Origin of the sequence: Gilliamella sp. G0441, from assembly GCF_050589305.1 — a bacterium.
In the GTDB taxonomy this organism is placed as follows: domain Bacteria; phylum Pseudomonadota; class Gammaproteobacteria; order Enterobacterales; family Orbaceae; genus Gilliamella.
Genome location: NZ_JBNRJF010000003.1, coordinates 138876 through 163989 on the forward strand (window position 1 = coordinate 138876; position 25114 = coordinate 163989).

Below are 25114 nucleotides of genomic sequence, written 5' to 3' on the forward strand. Positions count from 1 at the left end.
CAACGCTTCATCTTATTGAAAAAGATGAAGCATTCAATGCATTAAGCTTTTTTGACAAAACAGGCTTTAAGCATAATTTTCATGCCATCGATTTTACAATCAATTTCATGATCACCGTCGACTAAACGAATCCCTTTCGCTTTTGCCCCTTTTTTTAGCACAGTCGATGAACCTTTTAATTTAAGGTCTTTAATCAATAATACATCATCGCCATCCGCTAATAAATTACCGTTGCTGTCTTTCACTTCACGTTGAGATGATTCAGTCGTTGCTTGATTAGGATCCCACTCATGAGCACACATTGAGCAGACAATTAAATTACCGTCGGGATAAGTATATTCTGATCCACAGGTAGGGCAGTGATTTGTTGATTCCATCTTGTTTCCTGTCGTATTAAAAAGTTTAATTATAGCATAATTATTATCAAATTCCCTGACTTTAGATTTTGCCTTGTTCTTTGGCAAACCTATTATTAGCGCTTTGCACGATTAGGGCTATCGTGTAATATAGTCGTTATCATAAAAATCTAGAATATTGTGAATATTATATGAAATCATTAATAAAATTACTTTCGATGTTTTTGCTCATTTTATCTATTGTGGGGTGCGGTCTAAAAGGGCCTTTATATCATCCTACAGAAGCATCCAATAATCAAACAGACCAAACAACTATGAATAGTTTGAATCAAGAACAAATAATAAATAAAGTTGCTTAAGTTAGGAAAGAAACAATGAATTTTTTGCATTATCAAAATGGTCATTTATTGGCTGATCAAATTGCTATTGATGATTTAGCCAAACAATATGGTACCCCTTTATATGTCTATTCTGCTGACTATATCACTCAGCAGTTTTTAGCTTACAAGCATGCACTTACTCATCGTAAACACTTAATTTGTTATGCGGTCAAAGCGAATAGTAACTTAGCGGTATTACAGTTGTTAGTTAAGTTAGGTTCAGGGTTTGATATTGTTTCACAAGGTGAGCTAGAACGAGTACTCAAAGCGGGTGCAGATCCCAAAAAAGTTGTCTTTTCGGGCGTGGCGAAATCCATTGTCGAAATTGAACGAGCCTTACAAGTAGGTATAAAATGCTTCAATGTTGAATCAGAAGCAGAATTATATCGAATCAATGATATTGCAAAACGTCTTGGTAAAGTCGCTGCTATATCTTTAAGAATTAATCCCGATGTTGATGCAAAAACGCATCCGTATATTTCAACCGGTTTACGAGAAAACAAATTTGGTATTAGTTACCAATTAGCGATTGAGGTGTACCGTCAAGCAAAAGCATTATCCAATATTAACATTGTTGGTATTGATTGTCATATCGGCTCGCAACTCACCGAGTTATCGCCGTTTTTGGATGCCGCTGAACGTATACTTTTATTAGTCGATAAATTAAAATCAGAAAATATTCAGATACAACATATTGATCTAGGTGGCGGGTTAGGCGTTTGTTATGATGATGAGCAACCACCAACGGCATCGCTACTGGTGACTGAATTATTGAAAAAATTAGCGCATTATCCAGATCTCGAAGTAATATTTGAACCGGGGCGTTCAATAGTGGCTAATGCAGGTTTACTCATTACGAAAGTGGAATACACTAAACATCAAGATGATAACCATTTTGCAATAGTCGATGCGGGGATGAATGATTTAATTCGTCCAGCGCTTTATGAAGCTTGGATGCGTATATTACCCGAAAAAGAGCAACAAGCGGAAGATAAAACCTTTATATACAACGTTGTTGGGCCGATTTGTGAATCAAGTGATGTACTTGCTTATCAACGTGAGCTATCTGTCAAACAAGATGATTTAGTCGTGATATGTAGCGCAGGTGCTTATGGGTTCAGCATGGCTTCAAATTACAACAGCCATCCTCGCCCAGCAGAAGTGATGCTGATTGATCAACAACAGCATAAGTTGATTCGTCAACGCGAAACGTTTGACGACTTATGGCGTGGAGAACACGTGTTTTAGCTATCCATTAATGTATAGGTTATAACTGGTTAAACAAGAATGATGAATCTTAATAAGTTGTTTATGACGTTTTTAAAATAAAACGAATCAATAAACAGTTATTAAAGATATAGTAATCTTTGATGATAAAAGGTAGATGATGATGAACTTTTCAAAAATGCATGGACTGGGAAATGACTTTATGGTTATTGATGCGGTAACGCAAAATGTTCATCTATCTCCGGATTTAATTAAGCGTCTGGCTAATAGATATACCGGTATTGGGTTTGATCAGTTACTGATTGTTGAACCGCCTTATTCACCTGATAGCGATTTTCACTATCGTATTTTTAATTCGGATGGGACAGAAGTTCAACAATGTGGTAATGGCGCGCGCTGTTTTGCGCGTTTTGTTCGTTTGAAAGGCCTGACCAAAAAACGCGTGTTAAAAGTCAGTACCATGAAAGGGAACATTGTTTTAACTGTTAACGATGATGAAACCGTTCGAGTGAACATGGGGGTACCTATTTTTGAGCCAAATAAAGTGCCTTTTAAAGCGATCAAAGAAGAAAAAACCTACATTATCAGAGCACAAGAACAAACCATTTTATGTGGAGTTGCCTCAATGGGTAATCCACATTGTGTAATACAAGTCGATAATATCTTAACTGCTCAAGTGAGTACGCTGGGGCCACTATTAGAGCAACACGAACGTTTTCCTGAACGGGCAAATATTGGATTTATGCATATCATCGATCGTAACAACATCAATTTGCGCGTATTCGAACGTGGAGTCGGTGAAACCCAAGCATGTGGGACTGGTGCGTGTGCAGCGGTCGCGGTAGGAATTAATCAAGGCTTGTTAAATCCGACTGTAAATGTCAATTTACCGGGGGGCAAATTGCTGATTGAGTGGAAAGGCGAAAATCAACCACTTTATATGACGGGGCCAGCAACACATGTTTATGATGGTTTTATCTCTTTTTAAATCTAACTTATAAAAAAATTTAATTGATTTATTTTCTAAAACAAATCAAGTTTAATAATAAAATAGAACAAATTGGTTAACTTTAATTTCTAAAAACAAATAAATAGACATTAATTATGGTTGTTAAAAAAAGGCAGAATTCAAAAGCTAAAGCTATTAACCAACGATTTCAGCAGGTTAAATTAAATGATGAAGCAGTTAGCCAGTTTCTAATTCAAAATCCGAATTTTTTTATTCGCAATGCTAGTCAAATAGAGAGTATGCAAGTACCTCATCCAGTCCGTGGTGCAGTTTCCCTAACGGAGTGGCATATGGCAAGACAACGTAATAAAATAAAACAGCTTGAATCTGAAATTACGCTGTTAATGGAACATGCTACGGCAAATGAGCAGCTGTTTAGTCAATTATTAAATCTTCAGATTCAATTGATTCAAGCATCTGACCCTAATGAATTAGTGCAATTACTTAGTTTATGGGCAAAATCGTTGGGATTAAATGGAGCATATCTTTATCTTTTTGACGATAAATGGTTATTAAGTGCACCATCAAATTATCATCATTTTGCGTTAAATGCTTCCCAATTCGATTTTATTCGTGTCCGGCATTTGCAATATAGCTATCAATATTTAGGTACTTTAAATGCAACTGAATTAGATTTCTTAATACCTGAACGTAACAATGTTGGTTCGGTTGCTTTATCATTGTTAGGGAAATTTGGCGACTTAGGCATATTAATATTTACTAGTGCTAATCCACATCATTATCAATCTGGACAAGGGACACTTTTATTAGAAAAAATAAGTGAAGTATTGCCAATATTGATTGAAAGGTGGATTATGCGAAGAAGATAAGGACAACTAATGAATAATCCTAATCAAGAGCATATTGCATTATTAACTAAGCCAGTTGAACAATTTTTAAATTACTTAAAATCCGAAAGACAACTCAGTTTAAACACGCAAATCAATTATCGACGTCAACTCTATGCCATTATTGAATTAGCAAAAACAGCAGAAATATTCAATTGGCAAGATCTCGATTCGTCAGCGGTTCGTTTATTAATCGGCAGAAGTAAACAAGCAGGTTTACAAGCAAGAAGCTTGTCATTAAGGTTATCGGCATTACGAAGTTTTTGTGATTGGATGGTTAAAAATGGGTTAATGAAGGCTAATCCTGCTCGTGGCGTGTTAAATCCCAAAGTAGGGCAACATCTTCCCAAAAATATCGATATTGATGAAATTAATCAATTACTTAATATTGAGTATAATGATCCTTTATCTGTCCGTGATCGAGCAATGCTTGAAGTTATGTACGGTTCAGGTCTTCGCCTATCTGAATTAGTCAATATTAATTGCCGAGAATTGAACTTAATCGATGGTGAAATACGTGTGATAGGGAAAGGTAATAAAGAACGAAAATTACCACTTGGCAGAGAATCGATTAAATGGATTAAACATTGGTTATCAATGAGAGATTTTTTAGAGCCTCAAGATGATGCTTTATTTATATCAAAATTGGGGCGTCGAATTTCACCAAGAAATGTTGAAAAAAGATTCGCAGAGTGGGGAATCAAGCAGGGATTAAGTTCGCATATTCATCCGCATAAATTGCGTCACTCTTTTGCGACCCATATGTTAGAATCCAGTCGAGATTTGCGTGCGGTGCAAGAGTTACTCGGACATGCCGATTTGTCAACCACTCAAGTTTATACTCACCTTGATTTTTCACATTTATCAGATGTTTATGATTCTGCACATCCAAGAGCAAAAAGAGGAAGAAAGTAATGCGTTTTTACCGATCAATTAACCGCATTCAAGCGATGACATTTGATCTTGATGATACGTTATATGACAACAGCATGATTGTTGAAAGAGCTGAAGATGAAATCATCAAAACATTAAGACAACATGAACAGCTAAAAAACATCACCTTGTCAGATCTTCATACTGAAAAACAACAGGTATTAGCTCTAAATCCCGAAATCTATCACGATGTAGTTATTTGGCGAATCGAAACGATTAAATCTCTACTCCTTAAAATGGGGGTATCCACATTTAAAATTGATGATATCGTTCAGCAATCTATGGCGTGCTTTAACTTTTGGCGTCATAAAATGCAAATCTCTGAATCAACGCATCGATTATTGGCAACACTTGCCAGTAAAATACCCTTAGCGGTGATCACCAATGGCAATGTGGATATTCATAAAATAGGATTAAGTGATTACTTTCAATTTTCACTGCGGGGTGGGGCGGATGGTCGTTCTAAACCTTTTCCTGAGATATTCAATTTGGCCGTTAACAAGTTAGCCGTACCAGCAAAGCACGTTTTACATATCGGTGATAATCTATTAACAGATGTTAACGGCGCAGTAAATAATGGTTTATTAGCCTGTTGGATTAATATTTATGGGCAAGATATTTATCATCTTGGTGATGCCAGATGTTTGCCGCATATTGAAATCAATCATTTATCAGAACTGGATAATCTGCTATAATTTATTTTAAATATGTATAAATAGACAGTAAGCTACACGATCATCATCAATTGCTTTAAAATTACGCCTATCTTTACATCCTTTTTGATGACAACCTAAGCACGACAGATTAACTGAAAAGAATTGATTGATATAGGTTTAAATTCAAAACCTATCAAGAATTGCTATGATTACTACAGGTTTTAACATAATGGAAAAAAAACAATCATTATTAGACGACCTTAATACCGAACAGAAAGATGCGGTGACCACCGACAATCAATACACCATTGTGCTTGCCGGTGCTGGTAGTGGAAAAACACGGGTACTCGTTCATCGTATTGCATGGCTTTGTATTGAAAAACATTATTCGCCTCATTCCATTTTTGCCGTTACATTCACCAATAAAGCTGCGGCTGAAATGCAAGAGCGTATACAACATCTCATTGGTGAAGGTTATTTTAATGGTATGTGGGTTGGAACATTTCATGGATTAACCCACCGTTTATTACGCATGTTCTCTCAGCAAGCTAAATTACCATCCAATTTTCAATTGATCGATACTGAAGATCAGATCCGCCTTATTAAACGGATTTTTCGTGAATTAAAAATTGATGAAAAACAGTGGTCAGCAAAAGAGTGTGCAAGTTTTATTTCTAATCAAAAAGAGAAAGGCTTACGCGCTAAAGATCTGATACCTGAAGATCCTAAGCAGATAATGTGGCAGACCATCTATAATGACTATCAAGCAATTTGTGACAGAGTTGGCTATGTTGATTTTTCGGAGCTTATTTTACGTGCTTATGAATTATTGTGCAGTGACAAAGATGTATTAAGTTACTGCCAACATCGTTTTTCAAATATTTTAATTGATGAATTCCAAGATACGAATCATATTCAATATTGTTTAGTAAAAAAATTAGCCGGTACAACAGCTAATGTCATGATTGTTGGCGATGATGACCAATCAATTTATAGTTGGCGTGGTGCGAATGCTGATAATTTACAACTCTTTATTAATGATTTTCCAGAAACCGAAATTATTCGATTAGAGCAAAATTATCGTTCAACCAGTACGATTTTAGATGCCGCTAATAAACTTATTGCTAAAAATCAGAATCGATTAGGTAAGAATTTGTGGACAGATCGCAGTGAAGGCGAAAAGATTTCTCTCTATGTCGGTTTCAATGATATTGATGAAGCCAGATTTGTTATTGGGCAGATAAAAAAACACCATGATGCTGGTGAAAAATATTCCAGTTGTGCCATTTTATACCGCAATAATGTGCAGTCTCGACTTTTTGAAGACACACTATTACAAGCAGGTTTACCTTACCAGATTTATGGGTCGATTCGGTTTTATGAACGGCAAGAAGTCAAGTTAGCACTTGCTTATTTACGGCTTCTACATGATCACGATAACGATATGGCATTTGAAGCAACGGTGAATACACCAACGCGGGGTATCGGTAATGTGACCCTTGATAAAATCAGATTAACAGCCAAACAAAATAATATTTCATTATGGAATGCGTGCTTGATGTTAATTCAAATGAATGGATTAACTGAACGGCAGCGATCTGGGGTAAGCCGTTTTCTTGAACTTATGGGATCAATTTATGATGAAGTCGCACAAATGCCGTTTTATCAACAACTTGATTTCCTAATCAAATCGTCAGGAATCCAACAAATGTATGAGCAAGAGCCAGGCATTAAAGGACAATCTCGACTTGAAAATCTTGAAGAGTTAGTGTCGGCAGCTGAACAGTTTTATCGTAATAATGAAAATACCGTGATTGAAGATAGTGAAACCGGTCAGACCTTAACCGTGCTTGAATCATTTTTAGCTTATACATCGTTAGAAAGCCGAGATGTGTTAAAAGAACAAGATTCTGTTCAATTGATGACATTACATGCCGCAAAAGGACTTGAATTTGATAATGTCTTTATTGTGGGGCTTGAGGAAGGGCTGTTTCCAGCACAGCGTTCAGCACTAGACATTGACAGAATGGAAGAAGAAAGGCGCCTCGCTTATGTCGGTATTACACGAGCACGCAAGCATTTAACCTTATCGTTATGTGAATTAAGACGCCTTTATGGTCGTGAAGAACGTAACTTACCTTCTCGTTTTTTAGCTGAATTGCCAATCGAAAGATTAAATGAAATCAGTTATCGTGGATTCTTTGCACCACCAGAAGGTCAATCAGCTCAAATCCGTCAAGAAAAGCAATTTCAACAGAATCGTAGACAATCTTATCTGGATAAAAGTCGCGAAAGTGATGGATATACCTTAGGTAGAAAAGTTAAACATCATCGTTTTGGTGAAGGCACAATAATCAATCTTGATGGTGAAGGTGATCACCGACGTGTTCAAATCGCTTTTGTTAACGAAGGAATCAAATGGCTCGTTATTAAGTTAGCTAATTTAACCTTGCTTTAATTGGATGTTTGCGATTACCGCTAATTGCTATGAATAGAAGGGATCCATATTATCAATATCGATCCTTTTTAGTTGTATTAAATGAGTTTTAATTTGATTGTTCTGCTACCGAGTCCGAAAAAACAGTTTTAAAATTTTGGTTAGTACGGCTACAAATCCATTGATCATCAATATAATCAAAATGATATCCTTGTTTAGAGGTTGCTAACCATACTTGATATAACGGTTCTTGTGTATTTACTATGATTTTACTACTGTTTGGAAAGCTAATAGTAATCACATTTCCATTTGTTTCATAATCGATATCAATGTCATGCTCTTCTGAATAATCATCCAGGTAAACTTCAATATTATTAAATAATTGTTCAGTTAATGTTCGAAATTGTGTAATGTTCATTTAGCTTTAATCATTTCAAGATAGGGAATGTCACGATATTAGCATAAAGCCCCGATGTCTGCTACTTAATGAAGTATTGCAGCAGACAACATTGGCTGTTATTCATTTATAAGCGGTAAGGAACAAGCAATAATGAGAAAGACACGTTGATTTGTTCCCAGCGTCGTTGATTGCCAGCGGTTAATCGCTTGATGACTATAAATCAACTTTCCGTCTCCAAAATAGTTTGCATAATATTGTGACTTACCATTAGCAATTTCCATGTTATCGCAATTAGCATATTGTTCAATTACTTCAGAATGATACGGGATATGTGAGCCATCATCGGTAGCATGATTTAATGCAGGAATATAATTAATTACTTTATCAAACACACGAATATTTTTGTTATAAGGATGCAATTTAACAGAACTTTTATTAATAAAAGCGTAGCCGATTGAATTATTTTCATAGCTTTTATAAATTGGAATAAATTGTTCACCAATACTGGAATTTTTCAACTTCTCATATTCTTTATTCATATCAACTTTAGTTTCAGCTTTTGATTTTGTTATATACGGTTCACTAAGTACTGAAAAAGTAAAAAGAAATAATAATAATCCTAATTTTTTCATTTGAATTTTATCTCCTTTTTTAGCTTTGTTTTTGTAAGTTAATATAAACCTCATTTTGAGGTTGTTTTTTATAGTCTAACTCTTTTAGCTGTTTTATTTTTTTAGAACTCTCTTTATGTTCAATTTCCATTTTCTTTACAATAACTTTTATATCCGGACGTATACTGTATAGAAGTGTTTTGTCTACGTCTCCTTGAAGAGAGCAAGTTAATTGACTTTGATTGTTAGGAAGCATTTCTAAAAATAGTGATTTTTCAGCACTACCAATTTTGGGAATAACATTATCGATAGAATAAGGATTATCTTGCCAACTATAAGAATGAGATTTGATTTCATAAATTTTAGCATTTGCATTATAAATGTTGGAATTGTATTTTTGCCAATTAATATCCGTTAATGTCTTTTTCACTTCTTCAACGGAATTATCCAAAATAAATCCCCAATAATAGAATTTACCGGATGTAGCGGTCGAAATATTTAAATTTCGATAGCCTGAAACGGTTAAACCATGATATGGATAAACTTTTTTGAATGTGACCTTATTTTCTTCTCCATTTTTTATAGATTCAACTGAAATATAGGTAACATTATCTGAAGTTGTTACATCAACATAGTGATTAAATGAAATTTTATTTTCTGCTAACTTTTTAAAAAACTGTTTATCGCACTGTAAAAAAGCATCAAATACTTGATCTGTTTTTTTTAGATTCATCTCTTGCTGTGCTAATGTGATACATGAAATAAGTAATGCACCGACAAACACAGAAAGTTTTTTTAAAAGCATAATCGTGTCCTTGGACAAATATTTATTAAGAAATTATTATGATATTGTAAAGTACTGTAAATATTGCAGTCAATCTTTACGTTATAAATCTTCAATGAAAACGAGTAAATTTCCATTTTTAAAAGAGATTTTAACTGTATCGGATATTGCTTTATTTCTTAAACTGATTAAGCCACCAAAAGTGAGAGTTTGGTTTTCTAAAGGGTATTGAAAACCAGTAATTGTTAAATGGTTGACTTTTGACAATGGAATTAATGAAATCGTATGATTTTTAACATTTTTTATCTGATGTTGATGGTTAGCAAAAAAGAAGCGACCAAAATTATCATAGAACATAAAATCATATTTTTGATAGTACTTCATTGCGACTGAAAGATTACCCAGAAAATGATCGCTAGCATTCCCTGAAGCGCCATATATTATAAATTGTGTAACGCCTTTGTCTGCTAAAAATAAAATTGCTTTTTCGAAATCAGTATAATTCTGATCTGGCGTTTGGATTATTTTAATGGAATGAGGTATTTTTTCCTGTTTATTTAAGCTATCTAAGTCTCCAATAATAAATTCAGGTACAATAGCAGTGCGAGATAAATAATTATGATAAGCTCCATCTGTGCAAGCAATATGGTTATAGTTATCTAGATCGTTAGGAAAGTTTTTAGGTATTTCACCATTAACAAACAAAAGAGCTTTACGTTGCGTCATTGTTATTTCCTTTAGGCTTTTTTATAAAGCTAATGTATAGGCCATAATAATTGCATCTTCTTGTTCACCACTAACGGTTGGGTAATAATTTTTTCGAACTGTTATTTCATTAAATCCGACAGAATTATACAACTCAATTGCTGGATAATTTGATTCTCTCACTTCTAACCATAATGTTTTAATAACATGGGGTGAAGTGATTTGTAATAAGCGTTCAATTAAGTTATTCAATAAATCTTTAGCTAGTCCTTGCCCTCTAAATTGAGGATGAATTGCTATGTTAAATAAGTTTGCTTCATCGGCAACGTTTTGGCAGATACAAAATCCAACAATTTGATGGTTAATTTCAACTTTCAGATTTAAGTAATGTTCGCCTTGATTAGAAGCTAATGTTTTTTTTGACCAAGGTATAGCATGACATAGTAATTCAATTTTATAAACTTCTTCTAAATCATCAGTGCTCAGGGTGGAAATAGTTTTCATATTGACATAATTGTTGCCAAAGTTGGCGTTTTTGTTTCGGTTGAGTTGCTAAAAGATCCAAATTAACTGTTTCGATAATAAGTGGATTTACCCAAGAATTATCCGGCTTTATATCGATAAACCAAATAACTGTATTTACTTCGTTTGCAGGCATGATTAATTGTGCGGGTGTTAACACTAAAACCTGATCTTCCTTAAGACCGATTGCATTCAAAATATCATAATAAATTTTTTGATTAGGTTTGTTGTCAGCAACAACAATTAAACGGATATTATCGCTGATATGTGTCGCTATTTCACCTTTAAAAACATGCGCATTACGCAATACATATTGCGTTATATTACATTGCTGTAAATACCAATCAAGCTGAGCCATTATTCAATTTATGTTTTTATTAGAGATTAAAGTTAGTTAATTGTATAATCATTGCATCAATTTATAAAGGTTTTTCATTGAGGCATTATGGCAACATCCGCTTTTACTCCTGCAAGTCAAGTACTTGAACGCCACCAAACATTATTTAGCGATAAAAATATTATTATTGCTGGCGATATCCAAGATAGTTATCCCATCGTTATTGCTGCTAATCAAGTTAAAATTCATTGTTCACAATTTCATACCTATTTGCGTCTAAAAAATAGTCGCAAAGGCACTGAAATCGATTTTTCTCTTCTGCCTGATAAAGATTTTTATAACGGCATGAATACGTTAATCTATTATTGGCCAAAAACAAAAAGCGAAGCCCAATTTCAGCTCTCTTATCTATTAAATAATATGCCAAAAGATAGTGATATCTTTATTGTTGGTGAAAATCGAACGGGGGTGAAAAGTGTTGAGTCGCTTCTCGCTGATTTTGGTGTCATCCAAAAAATTGACAGCGCAAGGCGTTGTGGTTTGTATCATTTTCAAGCTGAAAGTCGTTTGGCATTTGATCTTAGTGAATGGTGGTTAAATTATCATTTATCCATTGAAGATCAAGATATTGAAATTAAGAGTTTACCGGGCGTATTTAGTCAAAAAGGATTAGATGCCGGAAGTGAACTGCTAATAAATGCGTTAGTTGATCATGCTGATATTATTAAAGGCAATGTGTTAGATGTAGGATGCGGAGCAGGGGTGTTATCAACCGTGTTGGGTAAATTGTATCCTGAAATCAATCTTACTTTGTCTGATGTTAGCGTGGCTGCCATTGAATCAAGTAAAGCAACGATAAATGCCAATCATATTGATGCAACGGTTGTTGCCAGCGATGTATTTTCAAATATTAATGATAAATATCATCTTATTGTGTCTAATCCCCCTTTTCATGATGGTAAAGAAACCAGTTATACGGCAGTAAACACACTGATTAAAGAGGCGAAAAAACATTTAAAATTAAATGGTTACCTTTGTATTGTGGCAAACTCATTTTTGCCTTATCAAGCTATTTTAGACGAAACCTTCAAAAGCGTTGAAGTCATTGCACAAACAACAAAATTTAGAGTTTATTTAGCTTGTCATTAACTGATAATTCCACGCAAGCAAAAAAGTTACGGTTTTTACCGTAACTTTGCCTTTAACATATCATCGAAAGAGGGGGGAGGATGACTAGCGACTAAATCACTCTTGAAAACTGCTGTTGCCGTGCTTGTTGTCTCATATAGCTATCAAAACACATGCAAATATTACGGATAAGCAGATGGCCTTTAGGATTAACAATAATGGCATCGTCTGTTACTGTGACTAATCCATCTTTGACTAATGGGTCAAGCAAGGTTAAATCTTCGGCAAAATAGTGATCAAATCGGATTTGATAATGCTGTTCAATCGCTTGTTTATCTAAATAGAAATGACAAATAAGCTGTTTTATCACATCACGACGAATTTTATCATCTTCTTTTAAGGAAAACCCTTTCCATAAACCATTACCACTTAATTCAACTTGTTGTTGATAAAGTTTAAGATCTTTTTGATTTTGTGCATAACTATCACCCAGCATACTAATTGCTGATACGCCAAGCCCTAATAAATCTGCCTCCCCTTGGGTAGTATAACCTTGGAAATTTCGATGTAATTTATTTTGCTGCTGGGCAATTGCCAGTTCGTCAGTCGGTTTTGCAAAATGATCCATACCAATAAAGCGATACCCTGCTTGGGTTAACTTTTGAATACTGGTCTGTAAAATCTGTAATTTTGCATGAGCATTAGGTAAATCGTGGTCTTTAATTTTGCGTTGTGCTGCAAATCGGCTAGGTAAATGGGCATAATTAAAGACACTTAAACGATCGGGTGAGATATCAATCACTTTATCCAATGTTTCGGTAAAACTGTCAACCGTTTGTTTAGGTAATCCATAAATAAGATCTAAACTAATTGAATGAAAACGGTTTTTTCTTGCTTGAAGGATCAAGGATCGAATGAGTTGTTCATCTTGTTCACGATTGATTAAATTCTGTATTTCATGATTAAAATCCTGAATCCCCATACTTAATCGATTAAAGCCCAAATTGGCTAGATGATCAATAGTTTGTGGGGTAATTTCCCTTGGATCGATTTCGATTGAAAGTTCAGCATGGGTATCAAAATGGAAGTGCTTTTTTAACGAGGTAATAAGTCGAGTAATCTCGTCATGCGTTAAAAAAGTCGGTGTACCGCCTCCCCAATGCATTTGAGTGACGGTGCGATCTTTAAATAACTGAGAACGTAAAGCTATTTCCTGTTCCAGTATATCTAAGTATTGGGTGACTTTTTGGGTTTGTCGGGTAACCAGTTTATTACACCCACAAAAATAACAAAGTTTATGGCAAAATGGGATATGAACATAAAGCGATAAAGGTCTATCCGCAAAGCGGGTGGCGGACAAGATAAAGTCTTGTTGGCTAAAATTTTCATTAAACTCTAACGCAGTAGGATAAGAAGTATAGCGTGGGCCTGAATAATTGTATTTTTCAATTAAACTTTGATCCCACAATTGTGCTTCTGCTAAGCTATTATTTTCGTCTAATTTTGTCTTTGACATGACTTTTTCCATGACCTTTTAAAATCGTTTTCTGTTTTGCCTTAACACGAAATTTAATCCGATTCGTTTTTCGAAGATAGAGTAAAGTACAAATAAATAGTCCAATATATAAACTAAGCATGATTAACATAGGCATAATGATTGGCTCTCATTATTAAATATTTGATTGTACATTCATTCGACGGAACAGATTGATGTTGATATTTTAACAGCCAAACTATCACAAATTCATCGCATTATATATCACAATAAATTAATGTAAATTTGTTCAGGTATGACGTCAATTACGTTTCAATAAACTCACAATATCTTCTTGTTTCTCTTCTTCATCTTCAAAATCATCAACACTATAACCGAGTTGCTGCATCAATTCATCGATACGATTTAATTTAGTATCGAGATATGTTTGTTGCTCTTTTGTTAATTGGCTTCCACTTTCGACTAAATCAAGTAATTGCTCTAATTTAGGATCGTTTTCCAGTTGTTCCAATTCTTGCTCGGGTGAAAGAACTAATTTTTGCGTTTTCGGTTGTTTGATTTTATTGGTCGATTTCACTGATTCATCTGCAATTAACGAAATCGGTTTTTTACTACCAATGCGCGGATCTTTAACGGTTTTAGTAGTTGGTTTATTTTTTTGGGTTTCATTATTGAAACGAGAACCACTTGGTAAGCCTTTATGTTTGCGTTTTCGCTTGAGTGCCCAAGATTCTTCATTAATCTCTTGACGGGTTTTTTTCTGTTTTTGTTTCGATTTGGTTTTTAACATATAATCTCTGTTTAATATTAGGACAAATATTTATTTAGGCTATTTTATCAGTAAGTCTTCAATATAGCTACGATCATGCATTAATGCTAATTTATGATTGTAAAAGTTAAGATTTATGTATAATCTTAACCCAATCAATTTAAATAGATGGAATTTGAGAACACGACATGATGAAAAATCATCTTAGTCCCTATATGCAGTTTAGCCGCCAAGAATGGGCTAGTTTGCGTAATGCTGAACCCATGACATTAACCCCTGAAGAACTGACTTCATTGCAAGGGATTAATGAAGATTTGTCCATAGATGAAGTCAGCGAAATTTACTTACCCTTATCCCGATTGCTCAACTACTATATTAATAATAGTTTTAGCCGTCAGGCTGTTCTTGCCAAATTTTTAGGTAAAACCCAAAAAATTCCTTATGTTATCGGTATAGCCGGGAGTGTAGCAGTAGGTAAAAGTACGACTGCACGTGTTTTACAGGCATTATTAAGTCGTTGGCCTGAACATCGAAAAGTTGCATTAGTCACAACGGATGGTTTTTTATATCCTAATAAATATCTTGAAGAGCGTGGCATAATGAACAAAAAAGGCTTTCCACAATCTTATGATATTAAAAGGTTGATCAATTTTGTTGCTGATGTAAAATCAGGTCAATCTCAAGTTAAAGCACCCGTCTATTCACATCTGGTTTATGATATTGTTGATAATGAAGAAATCGTTATAGATAGTCCTGATATTCTCATTTTAGAAGGATTAAACGTATTACAAGGAACCTTAAATTTTACACAAAATACCAACCGAGTCTTTGTTTCAGATTATGTTGATTTTTCGATCTATGTTGATGCGGATTTGTCGCTTCTACATGATTGGTATGTGAATCGTTTTTTAAAATTTCGAGCTGGCGCCTTTAGTGATCCTAACTCATATTTTAATCACTATTCACAGCTTCCAGAGCAAGAAGCGATAAATATCGCTAATCGTCTTTGGCGAGAAATCAATGAATTAAATTTGATCGAAAACATTTTACCGACAAGAGAGCGAGCAAGTCTAATATTAACGAAAGGCAAAAACCATAAAGTCGATTGTGTTCAATTAAGAAAATAAACTTAAGAGGAATTATTATGAAATCAACAATTAAGTCGTCTGTAAGTAAATTAACACTGCTTTCTTTTTTAACAACTCTTACATTAGGTGTTTGTGCCGCAAACGTTGATGATCATGAAGGGCAAACCTGTGCCGGCAAAAAAGAGGCAATTGAAGCACAAATTACTGAAGCCCAAAAAACAGATAATGTTGAACGTGTTCAAGGATTAGAAAAAGCATTGTTAAATGTCAAAATGCATTGTAAAGATGATAATTTAGAAGCCGAATACAAAAAGGATATTACTGATAAGACTGAAAAAGTGGCAGAAAGACAAAAAGATTTAGCAGAGGCAAAACTCAAAGGTGATAACCAAAAAATCGAAGAAAAAACCGCAAAATTAAATGATGCTGAAAAAGAACTTGCGGAAGCTAAAGATAAATTGGACAACTTTTACAAAGCAGTGAAATCGAAATAGATCTTAGTTTTTTAGCTTTTATTAACATTATTCTCCAAATTGTCATCATCAAAATAGTGATAACGTTGTGAGTTATCCCGTTGATGATGACAATTTTCTTATTCAACATCCATTACTATTGTTTAACCAAAATGCCCCAATTTTCAAGCAAATTAAGTTAACTTTGCGTTTAACCCCGTTATGCTAAGTGATTAAGCAATAGGCTAGACTTTTATCACAAAAAAAGGTAAGGTGTGCGCCTTATCACGTGGTTCGTAAACCTCCCACGCAAAAAAACTAAGGAAAATTATGAGTAACGTTACACTACTAGGCGATCAGTCTGTTCGCTATCCGACAACTTATTGTCCAGAAATTCTGGAAACCTTTGATAATAAACATCCTGGTAATGACTATTTTGTAAAATTCAATTGTCCGGAATTTACCAGTCTTTGTCCTATCACCGGTCAACCTGATTTTGCAACGATCTACATTTCGTATGTACCGAATATCAAAATGGTCGAAAGTAAATCACTTAAGCTCTATATGTTTAGTTTCCGTAATCATGGTGATTATCATGAAGATTGCATTAATATCATCATGAAAGATCTAATTAAATTAATGGATCCCAAATACATCGAAGTCTGGGGTAAGTTTACGCCACGAGGTGGTATTTCTATTGATCCTTATGCTAATTACGGTAAACCCGGTACTCACTGGGAACAAATTGCGCTTAATCGTTTAGCTAATCACGATCTTTATCCTGAAAAAGTCGATAATCGCTAATCTCATCAGCCTAACAGGAATTTTTTAATGCAACATCGTAAAGCACTTGTGATATTTTCGGGTGGGCAAGATTCGACCACTTGCCTGCTGCAAGCCATTGCTGATTATGGACGTGAAAACGTTGAAACAATCAGCTTTCAATACGGTCAACGACATGCCATTGAGCTTGAAAAAGCCAAATGGATTGCTGACGATCTTGGTGTAAAGCAAACCCTCATTGATACTTCAGTGATCAAACAAACGACCAATAATGCCTTGATTGATGACTCACAAGAAATCAAAGCTGCTCAAGAAGGGAATTATCCGAATACCTTTGTTGATGGGCGTAATATGCTATTTTTATTGTTAGCGGGGTGTTATGCCAAACAACACGCTATTCAAGATATTATTATTGGTGTATGTGAAACTGATTTTAGTGGTTATCCGGATTGTCGAGATATCTTTATTAAATCCATGAATGTATCGATGAATTTAGCCTTGGATTACACGTTTAACATCATCACCCCTTTAATGTATCTCACTAAAGCGCAAACATGGGAAATGGCTGATAAACTCGGTTATCTTGATTATATCCGACAACACACTCACACTTGTTATTACGGGGTTGACGGCGGATGTGGTCAGTGCCCAAGTTGTGAGCTGCGTGAAAAAGGGTTAAATCAGTATCTAACTCATAACACTAAATAGTATTATTTAAAGGGTAAAAGCATGTCTGACCATCAACAACGATTAGTCTCATTGGATGTATTGCGAGGAATGACCATTGCAGGAATGATTTTAGTGAATAATCCTGGGTCGCCAAATGCTATTTATCCTTTACTTAGGCATGCTAAATGGAACGGGCTGACTTTTGCCGATCTCATCTTTCCTTTATTTATGTTTATTATGGGAGTTTCGACTTATATTTCCTTAAATAAATTAGAATTTAAGCTTAATAAAATTTTGCTAATTAAAATTTTGAAAAGAACACTGATCATTTTTGCTATTGGATTATTGATTGCTTGGTTTTCGGGGTTTCTTACTTTGTATAAATATTTTAATTGGCTGCCGTTTCATGAGCGGATGGTTGAAGCTTTGTCTTGCATAGATCAAATCCGAATTATGGGCATTTTACAGCGTTTAGCGATCTGTTATTTGTTTTCTTCTCTTATTATTTTATGTTTTGATAGAAAATATTTGCCTATTTTGATCGTTCAAATATTACTTTTTTATTTTTTCATCTTATATTTGGGCAACGGGTTTGAGCAAAAAAGTAACAACATTATTGCTAAAGTCGATAAAATGATTTTGGGTGAAGAGCGTATGTATTTTGATGATGGTATTTATTTTGAGCCGGAAGGGGTATTAAGTACTTTTCCGGCTATTGCTCAAGTCCTTATTGGCTTTTGTATAGCCAAACAAATATTTGCCACTAATGTCAATGTCGACAAAATAAAAATCTTGATTAAATACGGGATAACTTTTTCCATAATAGGGTTTATTTTGAGTTTTATCTGCCCAATTAATAAAAAAATCTGGTCACCGTCATTCGTATTGGTCACTTGTGGTATAGGTTGTGTGTTATTTGCCTTATTAATTTGGTTGATTGATATCAAAAAATACAAAAACGCTGTTCATTGTTTTATCCCATTTGGCATGAATTCTTTATTCATTTTTGTTATCGCCGGTATTATTTCGATCATAACGCGTAGAATGACGCTGGTTTATCATTCTGATTCATTGAGTTTGCGACAATTTCTGTATTCAAAAGTTTTAGCTCAATATTTTGGAAACTATCCCAGTTCTTTTATCTATGCCTTATTCATTGTCGGTATTTGTTGGTTGATTGCTTTTATTTTATATAAAAAGCATTTTTTTATAACAATTTAAAAATATTAAATATCGATGTAATTAAATTCGAATTATCCGACATTTTTTACCTTAATTACATCATTTTTACGTTAAACATTATGGGTTCTCTCACCCCATTCAAAAAAGGAAACGAATATGTATTTGGATATTCACTCAGACACACTACAGAAAAAATTTACCCTAGCTCAGCAGCGTAAAGCACTTTGTTGGCTCTCTTTTTTTCATATTTTAGTTATTGCATCAAGCAATTATCTGGTACAAATCCCGTTTGATATCTTCGGTTTTCATACCACATGGGGAGCATTTACCTTTCCATTTATCTTTTTAACCACCGATTTAACCATCCGGGTATTTGGTGCCAGCCTTGCCAGAAGAATTATCTTTGTTGTCATGATACCTGCTTTACTGTTCTCTTATTCCATTTCGGTTGTATTTTTTGAAGGGCATTGGATGGGATTTTCAGCGTTGTGTGATTTTAACAGTTTTGTTTTTCGAATTGCATTAGCCAGTTTTGCTGCTTATTTGGTTGGGCAATTGATGGATATCACTGTGTTTAATTATTTACGAAAAAATAAAGCGTGGTGGGTTGCGCCTTCGGCGTCAGCGGTGTTAGGTAATGGTATTGATACAATTGTCTTTTTTGCTATTGCCTTTTATCAAAGTAACGACGAATTTATGGCGAATCATTGGATCGAAATAGCCTCAATTGACTATAGTTTTAAAATTTTAATTTGTGGATTATTCTTCTTACCTCTTTACGGTGTTATTTTAAATTTTTTAATGAAAAGATTAATGACGTTAGCCAACGCCAATCCATAATTTTGTTCGCTTTTGTAACGGAGCGCCTTCCACTATTTACAAAACTCATTTATATTCATGGATAAATGAGTTTCTCTCCTCATTTAATGGCAATGATATTCTTTTAACGATATGTTTTAATGAAAGATAATTTTTAATTAGTCATACTCGAAGGACGGGTATTGTCTTTAAAAACAACTTTTGCCAAACGTTTTAAGGGAGTGCATAATATAGATAATCGAATAATGTTGATAATGTCATATTTGGAATAGATAATAGGTGGAAAATAATGAGCTTTATTAAAGAGTTAAGCGTGCTGAGCTTAATTTTGTTTTTAATTGGTTGCGATAATAGCAATCAACCGACTTCAGTTGCTAATGAAAATAAAGAAATTCAAACAACAACTCAATCAGTTGAAGAAAAATCATTAGAGAGTAGCTTAAATCAAAATAGTCAACCAACTGCTCAATTAGTTGAAGAAAAACCATTAGGAACTAGTTCAAATCAAAATAGTCAAACATCAGCTCAATCCGTTGAAAAAAAATCCTCTGAAGCTAAATCAGCACATAAAAATCAATCAAATAGTGTTTTTACGGTAACACCGGAGTTAAAAGAGAAGTATAAAAATAAACATTTAACGGTTCTCGATAGCTCAGAAGTAATGCTTGATGGCTCCAGTACTTTAGTCATTACTTTTTCTGTTCCACTTAATCCTAAACTCAATTTCTCTAATCTACTTAGGCTTGTTGATAAAGAAAAAGGTAATGTAGATGGAGCATGGGAACTTTCAGATAATGGATTAGAGTTAAGGCATCGATTTCTTGAGCCAAATCGTAAGTTAACGTTGACTATTGATAAAATGTTATCGGCAATTAATGATAGCCAGTTATCAGCTGTTTATCAAACGGAGTTGACCACCCAAAACCGCCAACCTTTTATCGGATTTGCAAGTACGGGGTTATTATTGCCTAGTAAATCTATGAGTGGAATACCCGTTAATACATTAAACGTAAATAAAGTCGATGTTAACTTTTTTAGAATCAAACCAGAAAAATTATCTGAATTTATTACTAATGTTGGGTTTATTAATTTTTTACCTAATTGGCGTTCTTCTGAAATTAGCCCTTATATGGATTTGGTTTATTCGTCTCGTTTTGATTTAAATCCTAAACCTAATGCTCAAGAAACTTTGTTATTGAACTTATCCGCAATTTCAGAACTTAATAAGGAAGGTGTTTATCTAGCGGTAATGAATGAAGCAGGTAAATATCCCTATGAAAACCCAGCCAGTTTGTTTTCAATAAGTAATGTGGGTGTCGCTATTCATGCTTATCAAAATGGTAAATTGATGGTTATGACGCATGCGTTAGATGATGGTAAACCATTACCAAACATAAATTTATCATTACTTTGTGCTAAAAATACAACCGCGGATAATAAACATTGCCTAACCCTATCAACTCAAACAGATAACGAAGGTTTTGCTGAATTAACTATATCGGAAGGTGATCATTATTCTTTATTAATAGCCAATGATGGAAACCAAACTTCATTTGTCAATATCGATCGTAATGCATTGAATTTAACTGAATTTAACCTGTCTGGTTCAACGTTTTATTCAAAACAATTATTTGTTTTTGGACCTCGTGATTTATATCGTCCTAATGAAACCATTTACTTTAATGCATTACTACGAGATGCGGATGGACAAATGTTACCGGATCAACCGATTATCGTTGATGTTCTTTCTCCTGATGGTAAATCGACTGGAACATATAATTTGAAACGTCAATCTGACTCTCACGGTTTATATCAATTTCATCTTACTATTCCGAGTGATGCGGCTACAGGTAAATGGGCACTTCGTTTTAATTTAGGTGATGATAATTATCGTTTTTCTTATTTTGGTGTGGAAGAGTTCTTGCCTGAACGAATGGCAATGGAAATTACGGCTCCATCTGACCATCCAATGTTGATTGGTAATGATGTAGAATTCGATATTAAAGGTCGCTATTTATATGGTGCACCAGCATCAGGTAATAAATTAACTGGTCAAGTATATCTAAAAAAATTGGATTCGATTAAAGGATTTGACGATTATAAAATTGGATCTATCACAGATAAAAACGTTTATAAAGAGCTAGAAACCATTGATAATACGCTAGATAATAGTGGTCTTAATCAAATCAAACTTGATTCAAATAAATGGTCGAGGATAAAAATGCCGGTTAGAGTGGTTATGCAAGCTAGCTTACTCGATTCAGGTGGTAGACCCGTGACGCGTTATGCTACTCAAGATATTTGGCCTGCTGAACAGATGCCTATTTTAAGAGTACTATTTAGTGAATCACCCTATTATGATTGGAAAACTGATAAGTATGATAATCGTCCAACTGTAGATGTGGGCGAAATAGCTGAATTTGAAGTAGCTTATATTAATATGCTTGGTAAGAAATTAGCTACCAATAACTTAAAAGCTCGTGTCGTTCGTGAACGTAATGACTATTATTGGTCTTGGTCTGACGACGATGGTTGGCGTGAAATTGTTAATGAAAAAGAATTTGTTGTTTCAGAAAATAAATTAACCATTGGTGAAAATAGTACCGCCACTGTTCGCTTCCAGCCAGATGATTATGGATCTTATCGAGTTGAAATTATTGATCCAAAAACAAACATTATCAGTAGTCTGCGCTTTTGGGTTGGTTATGATTGGGAAGATAACACCCGCGGTACGAACTCAGTACGTCCAGATCAAGTTAAATTAAGTATTGATAAAACATCTTATGCTTATGGTGATACAGCTAAAGTTCATGTTCAAGCCCCAGTTGCAGGTTCAGGATATATATCGCTTGAAACAAATGATGGCACGTTATGGAAAAAAGAAATTACTTTAGGCGAAGAGGGTCTAGAAGTCGAAATACCAATTAAAAATTGGGCTAGACATGATATTTATATTAACGCAATGATTATTCGTCCATCAACTGATACAGCAGTACAAACTGTTAAAAGAGCTGTTGGTTTACTTTATTTACCAATCGATACTTCTAATCGTCAATTAAATTTGACGATTGATGCACCTAAGGTAACCGAACCAGAAAAAATCGTTCCGATAAAAATCAAAATGGATAAACAAGCAGTTAATAAAGGCCAGAAAGTAACAGTATTAGTATCTGCTGTAGACTCAGGCGTTTTGAATATAACTGATTTTAAAACACCTGATCCATACACCGCATTTTTAGGACGAAAACGATATAACGTGGATCAATATGATGTGTATGGCAAGTTGATTGAGGCAACAGGACGAACAATCAATATGACTTTTGGTGGTGATGCAATTATCTCTGGTGGTAAAAAACCATTAACCGAAGTGCAAATTGTTGCTCAACAGCTTAAAACCATTCAATTAAATAAAGATGGGGAGGGGATTGTTGAATTAGCGTTGCCTAATTTTAACGGTGAATTACGTTTGATGGCTCAAGCTTGGGATGACAATCGTTTCGGTAAAGCTGAACAAATTATGACGGTTGCTTCTCCTGTAGTGACCGAATTATCAATGCCACGATTCTTATCGGGAGGCGATCAGGCGGTATTAGCATTAGATATTCATAATTTAACTGATTTGTCTCAAACAATGCAGGTAGAAGTCAAGACGACAGGATTAGTTCATCAAAATTCGTCTAACGCTACAAATCTCAAACTTGATAGCAAACAGAAAAAAATACTTCAAATCCCTGTCATTGCTGATTATGGCTATGGACAAGGAACGATAAATGTCAGTATCAAAGGTATTAAATTAAATGATAATCCAAATTATGAAATTAATCGTTCATGGAAATTAGGCGTAAGACCAGCTTATTCTGCAACAGATATGAATTATAGCTTTGCCATAAATGGTGGCGAAAGTTGGCAGTTTTCTTCTAAAGATATGGATAATTTAATTGGCAATACTGTTGGTGCTAAATTAATTATTTCTAATCAACCACCGCTGAATATTGCGCAATATATCAAAGAATTATTTGCGTACCCTTATGGTTGTTTAGAACAAACAACAAGTGGTTTATTTCCATCTTTGTATGCTAATAGTGAACAACTTGCTGCATTAGGGATTGAAACCGAATCTGACGAAAACCGTCGTCAAAAGATTCAATTAGGGATTTCTCGAATTTTATCGATGCAACGAAATAATGGTAGTTTTGGTCTTTGGAATAGTGAAAGTAATGAAGAATATTGGCTGACTGTTTATGCCACTGACTTTTTATTGCAAGCTAAAGAACGAGGGTATCAAGTGAGTGATTCGGCACTCAATTCAGCTATGACGCGAATAGGTCAGTATATCTATGATTCTTCATCCTTTAATAATATGGAAGTTTATTATCGTGATTCAAAAATGATAGCCTATAGTAAATTGACTATAAAAGCTTATGCACTGATGATACTGGCTAAACAAAATAAAATTACGTCTGCTATGCGTAATGAAATTTATAGTTTATCTCGACAAATCATGAATGAAAATATAGCGTTATCGCCTCTGCCTATTGCACAGTTAGCATTAACCGCTAAGCTAATAGGTAATAAGGAACTTTATCAAAACTTAATGGAAGAAGTTGATAACACTATCTATGATAATCAGAATGGGTGGTATTATGATTATGGAAGCGATATTCGTGATGAAGCTTTGGTGTTAGCATTATTATTAGAAAATGATATTGGAATTAATTTACAACCTGATTATTTATTTAGTTTATCTGATTCTTTAAGTAATAAGCGTTACTTTTCAACTCAAGAATTAAATGCTCTATTTATTGCTGGTTGGTCATTAGAACAACATAAAAGTAAGAAAAAATTCAAAGTTTCTATTAATGATAAAGTGAAGTCTGCCAATGCATCTTTAAAACAATCCTATGACTTTGAGGATATTAAGCATGGATTAACTATTTCAAATCCTCAAAATGATATGCCACTTTACATTAACATGACCGTGTCAGGTTATGCTAAAACACCACCAGCACCAACTCCAGAGCAAAATGACTTAACAATTAGTCGAAGTTATTACGACTTAAATGGAAAAAGTATTACGCCATCAAAGATTGACGTAGGTACCGTAATGTTTGTCATGTTAGATATAAAATCAAAAGAAAGAATTCAGGATGGTTTAATTGTTGATTTCTTACCTGCCGGGTTAGAATTAGAAAATCAAAATCTAACTGGAAGTAGTATTAATTTAGATACTTATCCAGCTTTAGTTAAGCTACTGAGCAATGAAAATAGTGGCGATGTTAAATATCAAGAATATCGTGATGACAGGTATGTTACTGCCGTTGATATAGGTAAGTATTATCAATCGCATAAACGAGTTGGGTACTTAGTAAGGGCTGTTACTCCAGGTAACTATGTAGTTCCTCAGCCTTATGTAGAATCTATGTATCGACCGGAACTATTTGCAATTGGTCGTTCGCTTGATATGATGGCTATTTCACAACCTAAATAAAGAATGCATAATTATTTTAAGTTTGAATAACTCATT

At 34.3% G+C, this 25114-nt stretch carries 24 protein-coding genes and 1 riboswitch; of the genes, 15 read left to right on the forward strand and 9 right to left on the reverse strand.

The window, feature by feature from the left end; all coding sequences use genetic code 11:
• Positions 1 to 41: 41 nt before the first annotated feature.
• Positions 42 to 377 (reverse strand): zinc ribbon domain-containing protein YjdM, encoded by a 336-nt coding sequence (locus tag ACKJXD_RS04135; RefSeq protein ID WP_220216805.1) that lies wholly within the window; start codon positions 375 to 377, stop codon positions 42 to 44.
• A 170-nt stretch (positions 378 to 547) separates the two neighbouring features.
• Here ACKJXD_RS04135 and lptM point away from each other — a divergent pair, with 170 nt between their 5' ends.
• The 7 genes from lptM (at position 548) to uvrD (ending at position 7867) form a co-directional block, all read left to right on the forward strand.
• Positions 548 to 715 (forward strand): LPS translocon maturation chaperone LptM, encoded by a 168-nt coding sequence (gene lptM, locus ACKJXD_RS04140; protein ID WP_220216806.1) that lies wholly within the window; start codon positions 548 to 550, stop codon positions 713 to 715.
• Between the two features lie 15 nt (positions 716 to 730).
• Entirely contained in the window at positions 731 to 1984 is a 1254-nt protein-coding gene (gene lysA / locus ACKJXD_RS04145; protein WP_220216807.1) for a diaminopimelate decarboxylase, read from the forward strand.
• Between the two features lie 142 nt (positions 1985 to 2126).
• Positions 2127 to 2951 carry a diaminopimelate epimerase gene (gene dapF, locus ACKJXD_RS04150; protein ID WP_220216808.1) on the forward strand — a complete coding sequence of 275 codons (825 nt, stop codon included), beginning with the start codon at positions 2127 to 2129 and terminating at the stop codon, positions 2949 to 2951.
• 116 nt (positions 2952 to 3067) lie between these two features.
• On the forward strand, positions 3068 to 3802 hold the full coding sequence (locus tag ACKJXD_RS04155) for a DUF484 family protein (protein WP_430875619.1): 735 nt from the start codon (positions 3068 to 3070) through the stop codon (positions 3800 to 3802).
• A 9-nt stretch (positions 3803 to 3811) separates the two neighbouring features.
• Positions 3812 to 4735: a tyrosine recombinase XerC gene (gene xerC, locus ACKJXD_RS04160; protein ID WP_220216810.1), complete on the forward strand. Its 924-nt coding sequence runs from the start codon at positions 3812 to 3814 to the stop codon at positions 4733 to 4735.
• Positions 4735 to 5448, forward strand: coding sequence for a 5-amino-6-(5-phospho-D-ribitylamino)uracil phosphatase YigB (gene yigB, locus ACKJXD_RS04165; protein WP_294827145.1), 714 nt, complete (start codon positions 4735 to 4737; stop codon positions 5446 to 5448). The genes xerC and yigB overlap by 1 nt, the downstream gene beginning before the upstream one ends.
• Positions 5449 to 5638: 190 nt before the next feature.
• The gene (gene uvrD, locus ACKJXD_RS04170) at positions 5639 to 7867 is read left to right on the forward strand and encodes a DNA helicase II (RefSeq protein ID WP_430875620.1); all 2229 of its coding nucleotides are present in this window, start codon (positions 5639 to 5641) and stop codon (positions 7865 to 7867) included.
• A gap of 88 nt (positions 7868 to 7955) precedes the next feature.
• Here the strand turns inward: uvrD and cyaY are convergent, their stop codons facing one another.
• From cyaY to ACKJXD_RS04200, 6 genes are all read right to left on the reverse strand, one after another.
• Entirely contained in the window at positions 7956 to 8264 is a 309-nt protein-coding gene (cyaY, locus tag ACKJXD_RS04175) for an iron donor protein CyaY (protein ID WP_430875621.1), read from the reverse strand.
• Positions 8265 to 8362: 98 nt separating this feature from the next.
• Positions 8363 to 8878, reverse strand: coding sequence for a surface-adhesin E family protein (locus ACKJXD_RS04180; protein ID WP_430875622.1), 516 nt, complete (start codon positions 8876 to 8878; stop codon positions 8363 to 8365).
• Between the two features lie 19 nt (positions 8879 to 8897).
• Complete coding sequence (locus tag ACKJXD_RS04185; RefSeq protein WP_430875623.1) at positions 8898 to 9662, reverse strand: hypothetical protein; 765 nt, start codon at positions 9660 to 9662, stop codon at positions 8898 to 8900.
• An 81-nt stretch (positions 9663 to 9743) separates the two neighbouring features.
• Positions 9744 to 10367, reverse strand: a complete 624-nt coding sequence (locus tag ACKJXD_RS04190) for a thiamine diphosphokinase (RefSeq protein ID WP_220216816.1) — start codon at positions 10365 to 10367, stop codon at positions 9744 to 9746.
• 21 nt (positions 10368 to 10388) lie between these two features.
• A complete protein-coding gene (rimI, locus tag ACKJXD_RS04195) occupies positions 10389 to 10850 on the reverse strand; it encodes a ribosomal protein S18-alanine N-acetyltransferase (protein ID WP_220216817.1) in 462 nt (153 codons plus the stop codon).
• Positions 10822 to 11226, reverse strand: a complete 405-nt coding sequence (locus ACKJXD_RS04200; RefSeq protein WP_220216818.1) for a DNA polymerase III subunit psi — start codon at positions 11224 to 11226, stop codon at positions 10822 to 10824. The genes rimI and ACKJXD_RS04200 overlap by 29 nt, the downstream gene beginning before the upstream one ends.
• 87 nt (positions 11227 to 11313) lie before the next feature.
• Here ACKJXD_RS04200 and rsmC point away from each other — a divergent pair, with 87 nt between their 5' ends.
• Positions 11314 to 12354, forward strand: coding sequence for a 16S rRNA (guanine(1207)-N(2))-methyltransferase RsmC (gene rsmC / locus ACKJXD_RS04205; RefSeq protein WP_430875624.1), 1041 nt, complete (start codon positions 11314 to 11316; stop codon positions 12352 to 12354).
• 91 nt (positions 12355 to 12445) lie between these two features.
• On the opposite strand, the gene hemN is transcribed toward rsmC, so the two are convergent.
• Both hemN and yihI read right to left on the reverse strand, forming a co-directional pair.
• A complete protein-coding gene (gene hemN / locus ACKJXD_RS04210; RefSeq protein ID WP_430875625.1) occupies positions 12446 to 13849 on the reverse strand; it encodes an oxygen-independent coproporphyrinogen III oxidase in 1404 nt (467 codons plus the stop codon).
• Positions 13850 to 14129: 280 nt separating this feature from the next.
• The gene (gene yihI / locus ACKJXD_RS04215; RefSeq protein WP_220216821.1) at positions 14130 to 14618 is read right to left on the reverse strand and encodes a Der GTPase-activating protein YihI; all 489 of its coding nucleotides are present in this window, start codon (positions 14616 to 14618) and stop codon (positions 14130 to 14132) included.
• A 167-nt stretch (positions 14619 to 14785) separates the two neighbouring features.
• Between yihI and coaA the strand changes: the two genes are divergently transcribed.
• From coaA to ACKJXD_RS04250, 7 genes are all read left to right on the forward strand, one after another.
• Positions 14786 to 15724 (forward strand): type I pantothenate kinase, encoded by a 939-nt coding sequence (gene coaA / locus ACKJXD_RS04220; RefSeq protein ID WP_267351425.1) that lies wholly within the window; start codon positions 14786 to 14788, stop codon positions 15722 to 15724.
• Between the two features lie 17 nt (positions 15725 to 15741).
• Positions 15742 to 16179 (forward strand): DUF1090 domain-containing protein, encoded by a 438-nt coding sequence (locus tag ACKJXD_RS04225; protein WP_430875626.1) that lies wholly within the window; start codon positions 15742 to 15744, stop codon positions 16177 to 16179.
• A 241-nt stretch (positions 16180 to 16420) separates the two neighbouring features.
• Positions 16421 to 16465: riboswitch (PreQ1 riboswitch) on the forward strand.
• Positions 16466 to 16467: 2 nt separating this feature from the next.
• On the forward strand, positions 16468 to 16941 hold the full coding sequence (gene queF / locus ACKJXD_RS04230; RefSeq protein WP_220216824.1) for a preQ(1) synthase: 474 nt from the start codon (positions 16468 to 16470) through the stop codon (positions 16939 to 16941).
• A 27-nt stretch (positions 16942 to 16968) separates the two neighbouring features.
• Positions 16969 to 17628, forward strand: coding sequence for a 7-cyano-7-deazaguanine synthase QueC (queC, locus tag ACKJXD_RS04235; RefSeq protein WP_430875627.1), 660 nt, complete (start codon positions 16969 to 16971; stop codon positions 17626 to 17628).
• A 21-nt stretch (positions 17629 to 17649) separates the two neighbouring features.
• Entirely contained in the window at positions 17650 to 18810 is a 1161-nt protein-coding gene (locus ACKJXD_RS04240) for an acyltransferase family protein (protein ID WP_430875628.1), read from the forward strand.
• Positions 18811 to 18927: 117 nt separating this feature from the next.
• On the forward strand, positions 18928 to 19611 hold the full coding sequence (locus ACKJXD_RS04245) for a 7-cyano-7-deazaguanine/7-aminomethyl-7-deazaguanine transporter (RefSeq protein WP_220216827.1): 684 nt from the start codon (positions 18928 to 18930) through the stop codon (positions 19609 to 19611).
• Between the two features lie 268 nt (positions 19612 to 19879).
• Positions 19880 to 25078 (forward strand): alpha-2-macroglobulin family protein, encoded by a 5199-nt coding sequence (locus tag ACKJXD_RS04250; RefSeq protein WP_430875629.1) that lies wholly within the window; start codon positions 19880 to 19882, stop codon positions 25076 to 25078.
• Positions 25079 to 25114 lie beyond the last annotated feature (36 nt).